17 protein-coding genes are annotated in these 12,615 nt (G+C 58.1%); 8 read left to right on the top strand and 9 right to left on the bottom strand.

Annotated elements, in window-relative coordinates:
- Positions 1 to 6 precede the first annotated feature (6 nt).
- Both ACA064_RS08230 and ACA064_RS08225 read right to left on the bottom strand, forming a co-directional pair.
- Positions 7 to 327, bottom strand: coding sequence for a type II toxin-antitoxin system YafQ family toxin (locus ACA064_RS08230; protein WP_497672927.1), 321 nt, complete (start codon positions 325 to 327; stop codon positions 7 to 9).
- On the bottom strand, positions 287 to 577 hold the full coding sequence (locus tag ACA064_RS08225; protein WP_497672926.1) for a type II toxin-antitoxin system RelB/DinJ family antitoxin: 291 nt from the start codon (positions 575 to 577) through the stop codon (positions 287 to 289). The genes ACA064_RS08230 and ACA064_RS08225 overlap by 41 nt, the downstream gene beginning before the upstream one ends.
- Before the next feature lie 355 nt (positions 578 to 932).
- Here ACA064_RS08225 and pbpG point away from each other — a divergent pair, with 355 nt between their 5' ends.
- Entirely contained in the window at positions 933 to 1,871 is a 939-nt protein-coding gene (gene pbpG / locus ACA064_RS08220; RefSeq protein ID WP_497672925.1) for a D-alanyl-D-alanine endopeptidase, read from the top strand.
- Between the two features lie 91 nt (positions 1,872 to 1,962).
- Here the strand turns inward: pbpG and ACA064_RS08215 are convergent, their stop codons facing one another.
- Entirely contained in the window at positions 1,963 to 2,685 is a 723-nt protein-coding gene (locus tag ACA064_RS08215) for a peptidase C39 family protein (RefSeq protein WP_497672924.1), read from the bottom strand.
- A gap of 166 nt (positions 2,686 to 2,851) precedes the next feature.
- Between ACA064_RS08215 and ACA064_RS08210 the strand changes: the two genes are divergently transcribed.
- Positions 2,852 to 3,019, top strand: a complete 168-nt coding sequence (locus ACA064_RS08210; RefSeq protein WP_497672923.1) for a hypothetical protein — start codon at positions 2,852 to 2,854, stop codon at positions 3,017 to 3,019.
- Between the two features lie 77 nt (positions 3,020 to 3,096).
- On the opposite strand, the gene ACA064_RS08205 is transcribed toward ACA064_RS08210, so the two are convergent.
- Together ACA064_RS08205 and ACA064_RS08200 are read right to left on the bottom strand one after the other, a co-directional pair.
- Positions 3,097 to 3,846 carry a TerC family protein gene (locus ACA064_RS08205; protein WP_497672922.1) on the bottom strand — a complete coding sequence of 250 codons (750 nt, stop codon included), beginning with the start codon at positions 3,844 to 3,846 and terminating at the stop codon, positions 3,097 to 3,099.
- Positions 3,847 to 3,877: 31 nt separating this feature from the next.
- Positions 3,878 to 4,129 (bottom strand): hypothetical protein, encoded by a 252-nt coding sequence (locus ACA064_RS08200; RefSeq protein ID WP_497674199.1) that lies wholly within the window; start codon positions 4,127 to 4,129, stop codon positions 3,878 to 3,880.
- A gap of 136 nt (positions 4,130 to 4,265) precedes the next feature.
- Between ACA064_RS08200 and nhaR the strand changes: the two genes are divergently transcribed.
- Entirely contained in the window at positions 4,266 to 5,171 is a 906-nt protein-coding gene (gene nhaR, locus ACA064_RS08195; RefSeq protein WP_497674198.1) for a transcriptional activator NhaR, read from the top strand.
- Positions 5,172 to 5,175: 4 nt separating this feature from the next.
- Here the strand turns inward: nhaR and ACA064_RS08190 are convergent, their stop codons facing one another.
- Positions 5,176 to 6,330 (bottom strand): MFS transporter, encoded by a 1,155-nt coding sequence (locus tag ACA064_RS08190; protein ID WP_497672921.1) that lies wholly within the window; start codon positions 6,328 to 6,330, stop codon positions 5,176 to 5,178.
- Positions 6,331 to 6,614: 284 nt separating this feature from the next.
- Here ACA064_RS08190 and sstT point away from each other — a divergent pair, with 284 nt between their 5' ends.
- Positions 6,615 to 7,856, top strand: a complete 1,242-nt coding sequence (sstT, locus tag ACA064_RS08185) for a serine/threonine transporter SstT (RefSeq protein WP_497672920.1) — start codon at positions 6,615 to 6,617, stop codon at positions 7,854 to 7,856.
- A gap of 73 nt (positions 7,857 to 7,929) precedes the next feature.
- On the opposite strand, the gene ACA064_RS08180 is transcribed toward sstT, so the two are convergent.
- On the bottom strand, positions 7,930 to 8,439 hold the full coding sequence (locus tag ACA064_RS08180; protein ID WP_497672919.1) for a DUF1993 domain-containing protein: 510 nt from the start codon (positions 8,437 to 8,439) through the stop codon (positions 7,930 to 7,932).
- 128 nt (positions 8,440 to 8,567) lie between these two features.
- Between ACA064_RS08180 and ACA064_RS08175 the strand changes: the two genes are divergently transcribed.
- Entirely contained in the window at positions 8,568 to 9,212 is a 645-nt protein-coding gene (locus tag ACA064_RS08175) for a YceH family protein (RefSeq protein ID WP_497672918.1), read from the top strand.
- A 130-nt stretch (positions 9,213 to 9,342) separates the two neighbouring features.
- Here the strand turns inward: ACA064_RS08175 and ACA064_RS08170 are convergent, their stop codons facing one another.
- A complete protein-coding gene (locus tag ACA064_RS08170; RefSeq protein WP_497672917.1) occupies positions 9,343 to 10,161 on the bottom strand; it encodes a shikimate 5-dehydrogenase in 819 nt (272 codons plus the stop codon).
- 254 nt (positions 10,162 to 10,415) lie between these two features.
- Between ACA064_RS08170 and ACA064_RS08165 the strand changes: the two genes are divergently transcribed.
- The 3 genes from ACA064_RS08165 to ACA064_RS08155 all read left to right on the top strand — a co-directional run bounded on the left by ACA064_RS08165 (position 10,416) and on the right by ACA064_RS08155 (position 11,514).
- Entirely contained in the window at positions 10,416 to 10,787 is a 372-nt protein-coding gene (locus ACA064_RS08165) for a hypothetical protein (RefSeq protein WP_497672916.1), read from the top strand.
- Between the two features lie 238 nt (positions 10,788 to 11,025).
- Entirely contained in the window at positions 11,026 to 11,220 is a 195-nt protein-coding gene (locus ACA064_RS08160) for a hypothetical protein (RefSeq protein ID WP_497672915.1), read from the top strand.
- 111 nt (positions 11,221 to 11,331) lie between these two features.
- Positions 11,332 to 11,514: a hypothetical protein gene (locus tag ACA064_RS08155; RefSeq protein WP_497672914.1), complete on the top strand. Its 183-nt coding sequence runs from the start codon at positions 11,332 to 11,334 to the stop codon at positions 11,512 to 11,514.
- Here ACA064_RS08155 and ACA064_RS08150 read toward each other — a convergent pair.
- Positions 11,511 to 12,572 carry an AI-2E family transporter gene (locus ACA064_RS08150; protein ID WP_497672913.1) on the bottom strand — a complete coding sequence of 354 codons (1,062 nt, stop codon included), beginning with the start codon at positions 12,570 to 12,572 and terminating at the stop codon, positions 11,511 to 11,513. The two genes, ACA064_RS08155 and ACA064_RS08150, sit on opposite strands and share 4 nt — an antisense overlap.
- Positions 12,573 to 12,615: the final 43 nt, after the last annotated feature.

Genomic DNA, 12,615 nt, shown 5'->3' with positions numbered 1-12,615 from the left:
CATCCACTACCTGAACAGCTCGGAATGACTCCCGAGATCGACGAAGGTAATCAGGTCGGCCCTTGAGTGTTCGTAGATCATCAGAAAGTCGCCGCCTATATGACATTCCCGAAAGCCCTCCCAATCCCCAGTCAAGGCATGATCGAGATACTCGGCCGGTAGCCGCTCTCCAAGAAACAGCATAACCATCACCTCACGAACCTCATTCATGTCACGGGGTCCAGCCCGTTTGTAACGCTCCCAGGATTTTTTGAATTCCGACGTTTGCGCGCACTGCTTTGGAAGCTCAGCGCGTTTCTGCTTTTTCTCCGGCTTCGCCAGCTGCATCCCTTAGCATGTCGTCTACCGAGTCGAACTGACGGCGGATTTCCCGCGCCTGCACCATGGCACGAGCGGTTTTCTCCGAAGGGACGCGCACTTCAAAAGGCAAGCCCTGCGTTGACACAACCTGGCGAAGAAAAAGCCGCATGGCGTCGCTGAGGCTTAGCCCGCAGGCACTCAAAACCTCAGTGGCTTGCTTCTTCAAATCCTCGTCGATGCGACAACGCACGTCGGTGGTTTTCAGCAATGCACCCATGGTAAATACCTCATCGTTATTTTGTAGCTACATTGGCGCCACGTGACTATTGTGGTGGAGTGCAACGCTTTCAGCAACATCGTATTGATGAGTGGCGGGCCGACTGCGGGTGCAAAGGTTCGAGGCATTGCGCCCATTTGGTGGGGCTCCTTGTTTTGGCGCAGCAAAATTCCACCCGAATCCTCAAGGCCGATCAAACTGATAAATAACTGATACAGCACAAAGTTTAATTCATCCAAAGCCCCTGTTTAGCGGGCGTGTAGCGCTTTCCTGGCACATACTCATAAAATGTAACGCTTCTTCGAGTAAAGCCCGTTGCACGACGGCATATCCACCTTTTAACGAGTCCGCCCGCGTGAAAATCCGTATTTCTATCCTGAGCCTATTTTTTGCATTTACAGGCACTTTTACCACGCCGAACCTTTATGCTCGTGAAACCATCGAAGCCCCCCGAGATACCTCCCAACTGCACATTGCCTCCGGGAGCGCGCTGCTGATCGACTTGCAGACCAACAAGATCATCTATGCGAGCAACCCGGACGTCGTCGTCCCTATCGCATCGGTTACCAAGCTGATGACCGGCTTGATCATCCTGGAAGCCAAGCAGTCGATGGACGAATACATTTCCGTGTCGATCAGCGACACCCCGGAAATGAAAGGTGTGTTCTCCCGCGTCAAACTCAACAGCGAACTGAGCCGCAAGGACATGCTGCTGATTACCCTGATGTCTTCGGAGAACCGTGCAGCTGCCAGCCTGGCCCATCACTACCCTGGTGGTTACGTCGCGTTTATCGCCGCGATGAACGCCAAGGCCAAGGCACTGGGCATGACCAGCACCCATTACGTGGAGCCTACCGGTCTGTCGACTCGCAACGTTTCCACTGCCCGCGATTTGAGCAAGCTGGTACAGGCCGCCCACAAGTACCCGATGCTGAGCGAGCTGAGTACCACCAAGGAAAAGACCGTGACCTTCCGCAAGCCCACGTACAGCCTGGGCTTTCGCAATACCGATCATTTGGTCAGAAAGGACAACTGGGACATCCAGCTGACCAAGACCGGCTTTACCAACCAGGCGGGTCACTGCCTGGTCCTGGTGACCCGCATGGCCAATCGTCAGGTCGCCCTGGTGATCCTTGACGCCTTTGGCAAGTACACCCATTTCGCCGATGCCAGCCGTATCCGCAAGTGGCTCGAAACCGGGAAAAGCGGTTCGGTACCTGGTGCTGCCTTGCAATACAAGGCCGCCAAGAACCTCAAGAGTCGCCAAGGCGAGGTGGTCCAGACGGCTGAATAGCGCTGGATAAACGCAATAAAAAAGCCCTGACTGTCATGTCAGGGCCTTCACCATCAACGGCGCTCGACAGCGCCGTTTTTCATGCCTTGAGTCAGTGCGCACTCAAGGCTTTGGTCGCTCTCGCCGCGGCCTGTTCCTGACCGGCCTGAGCCAACTCATCGGCCGCTTTCAGCCAGCGCTGCGAGTCGACTCCGGCCGGAATCTGCGTTGGCCCCTGGATCAGCACGGCCCAACTGCCAGCGTTTTCCCAGGCGGACTCAAACGACTTGAAGTCCATCAGCAGACGACGGTTCATCCCCGCCCGGAGCAGGACGGTCTGTTTATGCCGGTTGTAGCCCGCGAGCACCGCAAACCTCGGCCCGGACCAGAATTCACTGAAGCGCACCAGCACCGGATAACCGGCCGCAACCTGAGTCAATAAAGCTGCAAGATTGCTGTCGAGGGGATAGACCACCATGCCGTACTCACGGGCGAGGGTCTGCATGTTCTGCTGCAACCGGTCTTCAGCGCCCGGCAAATGCAGCGGCTTGTCCAACAGCCCCGGGGTAATCACGATGCCTTGCTGGGACAGCATGCTGGCCAGGGTCGCGGGCCCGCTCTGATAGAGCTCGCTGCGGAAGAACGGCACGCCGTTGAGCTCGACACGCTCCGGCAAGCGCTGGATCTCCGGCTGCACGCTACCGGCGCAACCGGTCAGGCTCAGGACACAGGCACAGGCCAACAACGCCAATCGAAATCGAGGAAATACCCGCAACATCATCACTCTCTTGTTCAGGCGCCAGGCAAACACACTCCCGGCTTGGCCCTCGATCATAGGGCGGTCTTGAACGTCGGTATAGCCTTAAACGGCAGATGGCAGCGGCCGATAGAGCGAACTGATTGATGGCTCTCGACTGTTCGTCGGTAGCTTGAAACACATCTGCGACTAGACTGTCCATTGCAGGAGTGTGTGTCCGCGGCTGGACACTGAGGAGGCACTTATGAGCCTGGAAACGACAATCTTGATGCTGATCTGCGGCTGGCTGGCCGTTGCTGGCGCGATGCTGTGGGGCGTACTGCGCATTACTCGCAGACATCATCACCCGCACCAACCAACAGCACCGAGCAAAAACGCAAAACCCGCCCGGCGCATTGCTGGCGCGCACTGACTGGCATTTTCATCCCCATAAAAAAACGGTCGTCTGCGCCCTTTCGGGCACAGACGAGCGTTCAGTGTGGCCGCTGATTAAGCTTCAGCAGCCACGCGCTTCTGCCGAGCGCGACGCGAGAGCATGTTCAAGCTTTCAATCGCCGCCGAGAAGGCCATGGCCGCGTAGACGTAGCCTTTCGGAACATGGGCGCCAAAGCCTTCGGCGATCAGGGTCATACCGATCATGATCAGGAAGCCCAGGGCCAGCATTACCACGGTCGGGTTGTCGTTGATGAACTTCGCCAGCGGTTCGGCCGCGAGCAACATCACCAGTACCGAGACCACCACCGCGATGATCATGATCGGTAAATGCTCGGTCATGCCGACGGCGGTAATGATGCTGTCGATCGAGAACACCATATCGAGCATCAGGATCTGACCGATCGCTGCCGCAAAACCAATGGATACGCCCGAGGTCGCGGAGCTCGTATCCTGCTGCTCCGGGTCCATGCTGTGGTGGATCTCGGTGGTAGCTTTCCACAGCAGGAACAGACCGCCGGCAATCAGGATCATGTCTTTCCAGGAGAATACCTGGCCGAACACATCGATGACCGGTTCGGTCAATTGCACGATAAACGCGATGGTGCTGAGCAGGCCCAGACGCAGAACCAGCGCCATGCTGATGCCGATGCGCCGCGCCTTGGCCCGGTGCTGTTCAGGCAGCTTGTTGGTCAGGATCGAGATAAAAATCAGGTTGTCGATGCCAAGCACGATTTCCATGACGATCAAGGTGGCCAAGGCAACCCAGGCAGTGGGGCTGGCGGCAAGTTGTACTAGGTATTCCATGGGTCAGTCCTGACTCGGTGTACGACGGGGGTTAGATTTCCTGCGACGAGTTTTCGCTCTGTTGGCGCTCGTCAGCGGGTTTTTCCTTGTTGCCAAGAATGTCTTGGGTCGCGTCGCGTAATGCTTGCTCCGCGGCTATCCGGGTATCGTCGATGGCCTGTTTCGCCGTCTCGGCCGCTTTGTCCATCACTTGCTGAGTGCTTTTCTCGACCTGGTCGCAGCCACTGAGTACCAACACGGAAAGCGCCAGCAGCGAAGCGGCGCCTATGGATGTGAGTTTCATCATGTCTTCCTCGATATAACGCACGGACCCAAAGTAATGGTCCGTCGATAGCGCTGCATTCTAAGGAGCGAAACACTTCAGGAAAATTCGTATTTTTAGCAGCTATACTTCGGTTTTTACGAACTGAATGCCATTTATGCTTAATTATCGGCAACTGCATTACTTCTGGGTGGTGGCCAAGACGGGCAGCATCGTTCGCGCCTGCGAGCAGCTGAACCTGACGCCCCAGACCATCAGCGGGCAAATCAGCCTGCTCGAACAGACCTACGGGATTGAGTTGTTTCGCCGGGTCGGGCGCCAGCTCGAGCTGACGGAAGCCGGACGCCAGACCCTGCCGTATGCCGAACAGATGTTCCAGCTGGGTGGCGAGCTGGAGGCCATGCTCAGGGCTCAACCCAACGAGCAGCAGATTCTGTTCCGAGTCGGGGTGGCCGATGTGGTGCCCAAGTCGATCGTCTATCGACTGATCGCGCCGACCATGGAATTGAGCGAACCCATGCGCATCACCTGCCGGGAAGACAAGCTCGAACGACTGTTGGCCGACCTGGCGATCCAGCGCCTGGACCTGGTGATCTCCGACAGCCCGATGCCGTCGCACCTGGACATCAAGGGCTACAGCCAGAAACTCGGTGAATGCGGCATCAGTTTTTTTGCCACCGCGGCGCTGGCGGCACGTTACGGGAAAGACTTCCCACAGGGTTTGCACGGCGCTCCACTGTTGATTCCCGGGCAGGAAACCGTGGTCCGCAGTCGCTTGCTGCGCTGGCTTGCCGAACAGCAGATCCAGCCGCGGATCGTCGGCGAGTTCGATGACAGCGCGCTGATGCAGGCTTTCGGCCAATCCGGCAGCGGGATATTCATCGCCCCGAGCGTGATTGCCGACGAAGTGAAACGTCAGTACGGCGTGGAGTTGATCGGCCAGACCGATGCGGTGAGCGAGTCCTTCTATGCCATTTCGGTAGAGCGCAAGGTCAAGCACCCCGGCATTGTCGCCATTACCGAAGGTGCCCGACGCGAGCTGTTTACCGCGATCACTACCTGAAGATTCAGGCGCAGACCGCCGGGGGTTTGGCGGTCATCAGCAACAGCGCCAACAGGATCGACAACAGGATAAAGCCCGCCGCGGCAAAGCCGAGACTGCCCAGTCCCAGGGTATCGATCACCCGCCCACCGACCATAGCGCCCAGGCCGATTCCCAGGTTGGCCCCGGCGATATTCAGCGAAGCGGCGAAGGCCGGCGCCTGGGGTGCGACTTTCATCAAGCGCACATGGCTGACCAGGAACAGTGCCGCCTGGGTGACACCCCAAATGCCCATGGCCGCCACCAGCCCTAGCGTCGAGTGAATGGCCGGCACCAGCGCCACCATGCCGCCGATCATGAAGGCACAGAACACCATCGAGGCGATCAGCGGATGGCGATCGACCATGCGTCCGCCCAGCGAGTTGCCGATCAGCCCCATCGCACCGAAGCCCATCAGACACCAGCCGACCAGGGTGCCGTTGAAACCGGCCAATCGTTCAAGGATGTCGGCCAGATAGGTGTAAGCGGTGAACATGCCGCTGAACACCAGAATCGACAACAAAACATGCCCCTGCATCAACGGACTGCGCAGAATCTTCAACTGCGAACGGAAACTCACCTGCTGTTTGTGCAAGTCGGTTTGCGGCAAATAGATGAACAACAGCAGCGCCTTGGCGAAAGCGATCACCGCCAGAAGGCCAAACACACTGCGCCAGCCGAAGGCATCGGAAATCAGCGTTCCCACGGGAATCCCGAATACGGTGGCACAAACTATCCCGAAACCGATTTTCGCAATCGCCCGTCCGGCGTAATCCGGCCCGACGATCCCCACCGCCGTCTCACTGGCCAAGGCCCAGAACACCGGCAAACCGAGGGCTGGAATCAACCGGGCAACCGCCATGACAGCGATGTTGGGCGCCAGCGCCGCCAAGGTGTTGGCCAGCCCGAACATCACCAATACCGTGATAAACAGCCGTTTGCGCTCGAAGCGAGCACACCAGGCTGTCAGAAACGGCCCGAAGGCGGCCACGGTAAAGGCGAACAAGGTCACCAGCAAACCGGCCTGGGACACACTGACATCCAGATCGCGCGCAATGGATGGCAATAGACCGACGATGATGAACTCTGTGGTCAGCACGGTAAAACCGGCGGCCGACAACAGCAAAATGGGCAACAACATGCATAACTCCGCAAACAACGACGCCAGCGATGGCCCAAAGGCCCGCTGACTGGAGATGAAAAAAGGGGATCGCGAATCTTACCAGAGTGTGCCCGTCAGCGGTTGAGCGACCTGCCTTCATGCTCAGGCGGCAGATCGTCACAGGCCCGCAGGAATCGGCCTGCGGTGTGATAAAGTCCGGCCCCTTCCAGAGCCCCCCCGTTCTTCGACCGTTCACGGCCACGGGTTTTACTGCTGCCCCCTCGCTGAACCACAACACTCTATAAAAAATCCGAGATACCGCTATGACTGCTGCCGCCCTTTCCCCATTGCAAAAACTCAAACGCACAAGCCTGGTGACCCAGATCGTTATCGGCCTGATCGCCGGTATTCTGCTGGCGTTGCTCTTGCCCGAAGTGGCGCGATCGACAACCTTTATCGGCAAAGTCTTTGTCTCGGCCCTCAAAGCCGTCGCGCCGATTCTGGTGTTTGTGCTGGTGATGGCCTCGATCGCCAACCACAAGCTGGGTCAGGAAACCCATATCCGGCCGATTCTGTTCTTGTACCTGCTGGGCACCTTTGCGGCGGCGGTCGTTGCCGTGGTCGCCAGTACGCTATTTCCTTCCAGCCTGGTGCTGGCCACCCAGGATGTGGCGGTGAGCGCGCCAGGCGGGATCAGTGAAGTGCTGCAAAGCCTGCTGCTCAGCGTGGTCGACAACCCGATCAGTGCCCTGATGAACGCCAATTTCATCGGCATCCTGGCCTGGGCGATCGGCATGGGCATTGCCATCCGCCACGCCGGGGAAACCACCCGTACCGTGCTGGGGGATCTGTCCAATGGCGTGACCCTGATTGTGCACATGGTGATCCGCTTCGCACCGCTGGGGATCTTCGGCCTGGTAGCTTCAACCCTCGCCACCTCCGGTTTCGGCGCCCTGCTCGGCTATATGCATCTGCTGGCGGTGCTGATCGGCTGCATGCTGTTTGTCGCCCTGGTGATCAACCCGGCCATCGTTTTCTGGAAGCTGCGCCGCAATCCCTACCCGCTGGTCTTCACCTGCCTGCGCGAAAGCGGTATTACCGCGTTTTTCACCCGCAGTTCGGCGGCGAACATTCCGGTCAACCTGGAGTTGAGCAAGCGACTTGGCCTGCATGAAGACACCTATTCGGTATCGATTCCGCTGGGTGCTACCATCAACATGGCGGGCGCGGCGATCACCATTACCGTGTTGACGCTGGCGGCCGTGCACACCCTCGGGATTGCCGTGGACATTCCAACGGCCGTATTGCTGAGTGTGGTCGCGGCGATTTGCGCCTGCGGGGCATCCGGCGTGGCCGGTGGTTCGTTGCTGCTGATTCCGCTGGCGTGCAGCCTGTTCGGCATTCCCAGCGAAATCGCCATGCAAGTGGTAGCCGTCGGTTTCATCATTGGCGTGCTGCAGGACTCGGCGGAAACCGCGCTGAACTCCTCCACCGACGTACTGTTCACCGCCGCGGCCTGCCTGGCCCAGGAAGAACAAGCCGAGCGTATCGCGCAAAAGGTTTGATTCAGGGGCAGGCAAAGAAAAAGCCCGGCAGGTTCAGTGCGAACCTTGCCGGGCTTTTTTGTGCCTGCGGGGTTTAGAACGCGCCCATGTAATCGCGCTTGCCGACTTCCACACCGTTGTGACGCAGGATCGCGTAAGCGGTGGTGACGTGGAAGAAGAACTGCGGCAAGCCGTAGGTCAGCAGGTAAGCCTGGCCAGTGAAGCGCTTCTCTTTCGGCGTGCCCTGACGGGTGATGATCTCGATCCCTTCCTTGCCGTCGATCTGCTCGGGCTTGATGCCGTCGATGAAGGCCAGGACCTTGCTGATCAGCGCTTGCAGTTCGGCGAAGGTGGTTTCAGTGTCGTCGTACTTCGGCAGCTCAACCTCGGCCAGACGCGCGGAAACGCCTTTGGCGAAATCCACGGCGATCTGCACCTGACGCACCAGCGGGAACATATCCGGGGACAGACGCGCTTGCAGGAAGACTTCCGGTGCAATGTTTTTTGCCGTGGCGTGAGCTTCGGCCTTGTTCAGGACGCCGCTCAGGGCGGTGAGCATTTGCTTGAAAACCGGGACGGAAGCGGCATACAGAGTAATAGTCATGACAGTCTCGCAAGTTGTGGCGGGAGTTTAACCTGGCGCGATTATAGCCATGCTTGAAGCGCCTGGCGGCTTGTCTTTTATTCTGCAAGGATTAGGCTAGTTGGCTTCGACAGCATAGGGAAAGCGCGATGAGCACCGAGCACGACACCGCCAGCGATGAACCGCGGCTCAGCAGTACGGAAATCCGCATTCTCGGCTCCTTGATCGAGAAACAGGCCACCAGCCCGGAAACCTATCCGCTGACCCTCAATGCACTGGTCATCGCCTGCAATCAGAAAACCAGCCGCGAACCGGTGATGAACCTCACCCAGGGCCAGGTCGGCCAAAGCCTCCGGGCCCTTGAAGGCCGGGGTTTTACGCGCCTGGTCATGGGCAGCCGCGCCGATCGCTGGGAGCATCGGGTGGACAAGGCGCTGGAGCTGGTGCCAGCCCAGGTGATCCTGTTGGGTCTGCTGTTCCTGCGCGGCCCGCAGACCGTTAATGAGCTGCTGACCCGCAGCGGTCGCATGCATGATTTCGAAGACACCGAACAGGTCGTGCACCAGCTGGAACGGCTGATTGCCCGCGGCTTGGCGCTGCTGTTGCTACGTCAGGCAGGGCAGCGGGAAGACCGCTACATGCATGCACTGGGCGACCCGGCCGATATCGAAGTGATTATGGCGGCACGGCAGAATCCAGCGGAGCGCGGCAGCGGCGGTGTGTCGGTGGAGCGCATCGAAGAACTGGAAGCGCGGATTGCGGCGCTGGAAGAGCGTTTGGCACGGCTGGAATAAGGGTTGCCCTCAAAAGATCGCAGCCTGCGGCAGCTCCTACACCGACCGCGTGCTCCTACAAAATGCAGGCGAACGCAAATCCTGTAGGAGCTGCCGCAGGCTGCGATCTTGGCGATCTTGCAGGCTCTGCTCAACCCCGCGCGAAAGCCACCGCTTTCTGAAACTGCTCCTGCGTCGGACGCACCCCGGTGTACAACACGAACTGCTCAAGCGCCTGGATGGCGATCACTTCCAGACCGGTGATCACCCGCTTACCTTGTGCACGGCCGCGCAAGATCAGCGGTGTTTCCGAGGGAATCGCCACCACATCGAAGATAGTTTGCGCAGAATCGACGGCATCCGCGTCAAAAGCCAGCTGATCGGTTTCCGCTCCGCCGGTCATGCCGATTGGCGTGACGTTGATCAGCATCCGGGGCCGTTGGTCACCCAGCTCTGGCAGCCATTGGTAGCCCAGGGAACTCGCCAGGGCGCGACCGGCCGCTTCATTACGAGCCACGATCAAACCGTTCAGGTAACCGCCGTCACGCAGCGCGCTGGCCACCGCCTTGGCCATTCCGCCACTGCCGCGCAGGGCAAAGGTCGAGTCCTGCGGCACTTCATGGGTCTTGAGCAGTTGCGCGATGGCGATGTAATCGGTGTTGTAGGCCTTGAGATGGCCATCGGTGTTGACGATGGTATTGATCGACTGGATGGCCTTGGCCGAATCATCCAGCTCATCGACCAAGGCAATGCAGGCTTCCTTGAAAGGCATGGAGACCCCGCAGCCGCGGATGCCCAAGGCGCGAATCCCACCCACCGCACCGGGTAGATCCTTGCTGCTGAACGCTTTGTAATAAAAATTCAGCCCCAGTTGTTCATACAGATGGTTATGAAAACGCAGGCCGAAATTCCCCGGGCGCCCAGACAGCGACATACACAGTTGGGTGTCTTTATTCGGGTTCATCTGCATGTTTTTTCTCCTTCAAAAGCACTTTCAGATGGACGGGATTAGCCAGCCCACCGGTTCTGTTCGATCATTATTCAGTGAGGCTCAGGTGCCTGGTTTCGCTACCTGGCAAGGTAAAGAAACCGCTACAGACCTTACACAATATTTACTCAATGGCTTGGTAAATTTTTCAAAAATTGCTGTCTGAGAAGTATCCCCGCGACAAACCTTGAGTCTATTGCAGACCACAAGCGCCGGGGCCGAAACGAGGAATTGCCATGATTCGCAAACTCCCTACAGTGGCCTTGCTCATCGGGGCACTCGCTGTCACAGGTCAGGCATCCGCCGGTGGTCACGGTCATGGTCATGGTGGTGATTGGAGGGGGCCAGCGGTATTCGGCGCGGTGGTCGGCGCCGCCATAGTCGGCTCGGCAATCATCAGCCGCGATCGGCCGGTCTATGTGCAGCAGCCAGTGTATGTGCAGCCGCAGCCGGTCTACGTGCAACAGCCGCCACCGGTCTATTACCAGCCGCAACCGGTTTATATCGAACAACCGGTCTACTACCGGCCGGCACCGGTCTACTACGGTCCACCACCTGGCTACTACTATGGTCCACCACGCGGTTATTACGGTCGGCCACGCTGGTAATCATCAAGCTGCAGCACTCTCAGGCCCCGACTTGACCGGGGCCTGATGCGTTGCAAAAGCAGAATAATGTCTGGATAGATCTCGCCAAGGTCGCTGCCGAGACAGTGGCTGCGGCTGAAGTTGGCATGATTGCTCAGACTGTCTCCCTTGGTACCTTGATGCTTTGGCTGTCATATTTATTTCATGACGGGTCAAAGATCGGACTCGCCCGAAACTCATAAAAATAAGGACGACCAGCATGCCCACTCAGCACCCCCACCGCACCGCCGGCCTCTGCACCTCAAGCAAAGTCTACAGCGCACTGACCGAACTCAAGCACCTGGAAGGTCACCGCAGCGCCAAGTTTCTCTCGTTGCTGGCCGAGAATCTGGTGCGCAAAGGCCTGATGAATGAGCAGGAAGTGGTGAACATGCTCGACCAGGTGGTCGACTGACAGCGCTTTTTTCGCCCTGGATTTCGCCCGCATCGATGTCCACTATCGAGCGCGATGATTTTTCGTTGAACCCTTTGGCCCATAAGGTAGTCCCATCTGATGGAGGTACTTATGTCCAAAGTTCAAATTATGTCCGTAGTTGGTAGCGCAGTTCCCACACCGCTTAGAGAGCTGGGATTGCTCGCTTGTTGGTATCTTATGCTGGACGGCGTGGCGATCAGCGGTCCGTTCACTTCACTTCTCGCCGCTCAGGCACTGTCGCAAAGCAGGGATGTTCATAACATGTGCGCCTAAGGCAACTGCACCCGAGGCTTGGTTTCAACGAACAGAGCCCAACTTGATATGAACAGCGCGGCGATCAATGGTCCGATGACAAATCCGTTAAGACCAAAGATCGCCAGGCCGCCCAGAGTTGAAATCAGAATCAGGTAGTCCGGCATTTTCGTGTCCTTTCCTACCAGGATCGGGCGCAGCACGTTGTCGACCAGGCCGATGACCAGTATTCCGTACAACGCCAGCACCACCCCCTGCCAGATCGCCCCGCTGAACAGAAAGAATGCAGCTACCGGCGCCCAGACGATCCCGGCTCCCACCGCGGGTAACAGTGACAGAAATGCCATCACTACCGCCCAGAGCAATGCGCTGGGAATGTCGAGAAACCAGAATATCACCCCGCCCAATGCCCCTTGAGTGACCGCCACCAACACATTGCCCTTCACCGTAGCGCGCACCACCCGGTTGAATTTCAGCTGTAAGCGGCGCTTCTGTTGGTCATCCAGCGGTATTGCCGTGCGGATCTTGCGCGCCAGCTCCGCGCCATCGCGCAAAAAGAAGAACAGCAAGTACAGCATGATGAAAAAACTGATCAGAAGTTCGAAGGTACCCTGACCGAAACTGAAAGCCTGGGTGGCGAAGAACTGACTGCCCTGCATGGCGCTTTTGACGATTTTCTCTCGCAGCTCGTCGAGATCGCCCATGCCAAAACGGTCAAGCAGATGCTGGAAGTACGGCGGCAGGCTGTGTTTGAACCGCAACAGGTAATCAGCAATATCCAGCTGTCCGCTTTCGATGTTCTTGTACAGAGCCGCACCCTCCTGAACCAGCAAGGCACTGACGAAGATCACCGGCAGAATCGCAATCACCAGGCAGATGCTCAGGGTAATCAGCGAAGTCAGGTTGTGTGGCCAACCGAACTTCAATTGCATCCGTCGCTGTAACGGCGCAAAGACGATGCCGAGAATCACCGCCCAGAACACCGCGCCGTAAAACGGCAACAGAATCCAGATGAAGGCGATGGTCACCAGGACCAGCAACACCAGCAGCGATTTGTTTTCCAGAGTGGTTTCGTTCATATCCGATCCATGTGAGTAAGCCGCAGGACTGATGGCGTCCTGA

It is taken from the genome of Pseudomonas sp. LBUM1658, assembly GCF_059716055.1.
Note: the sequence above shows the minus strand (reverse complement) of the source record. Positions and strands in the feature narration are given on the sequence as shown.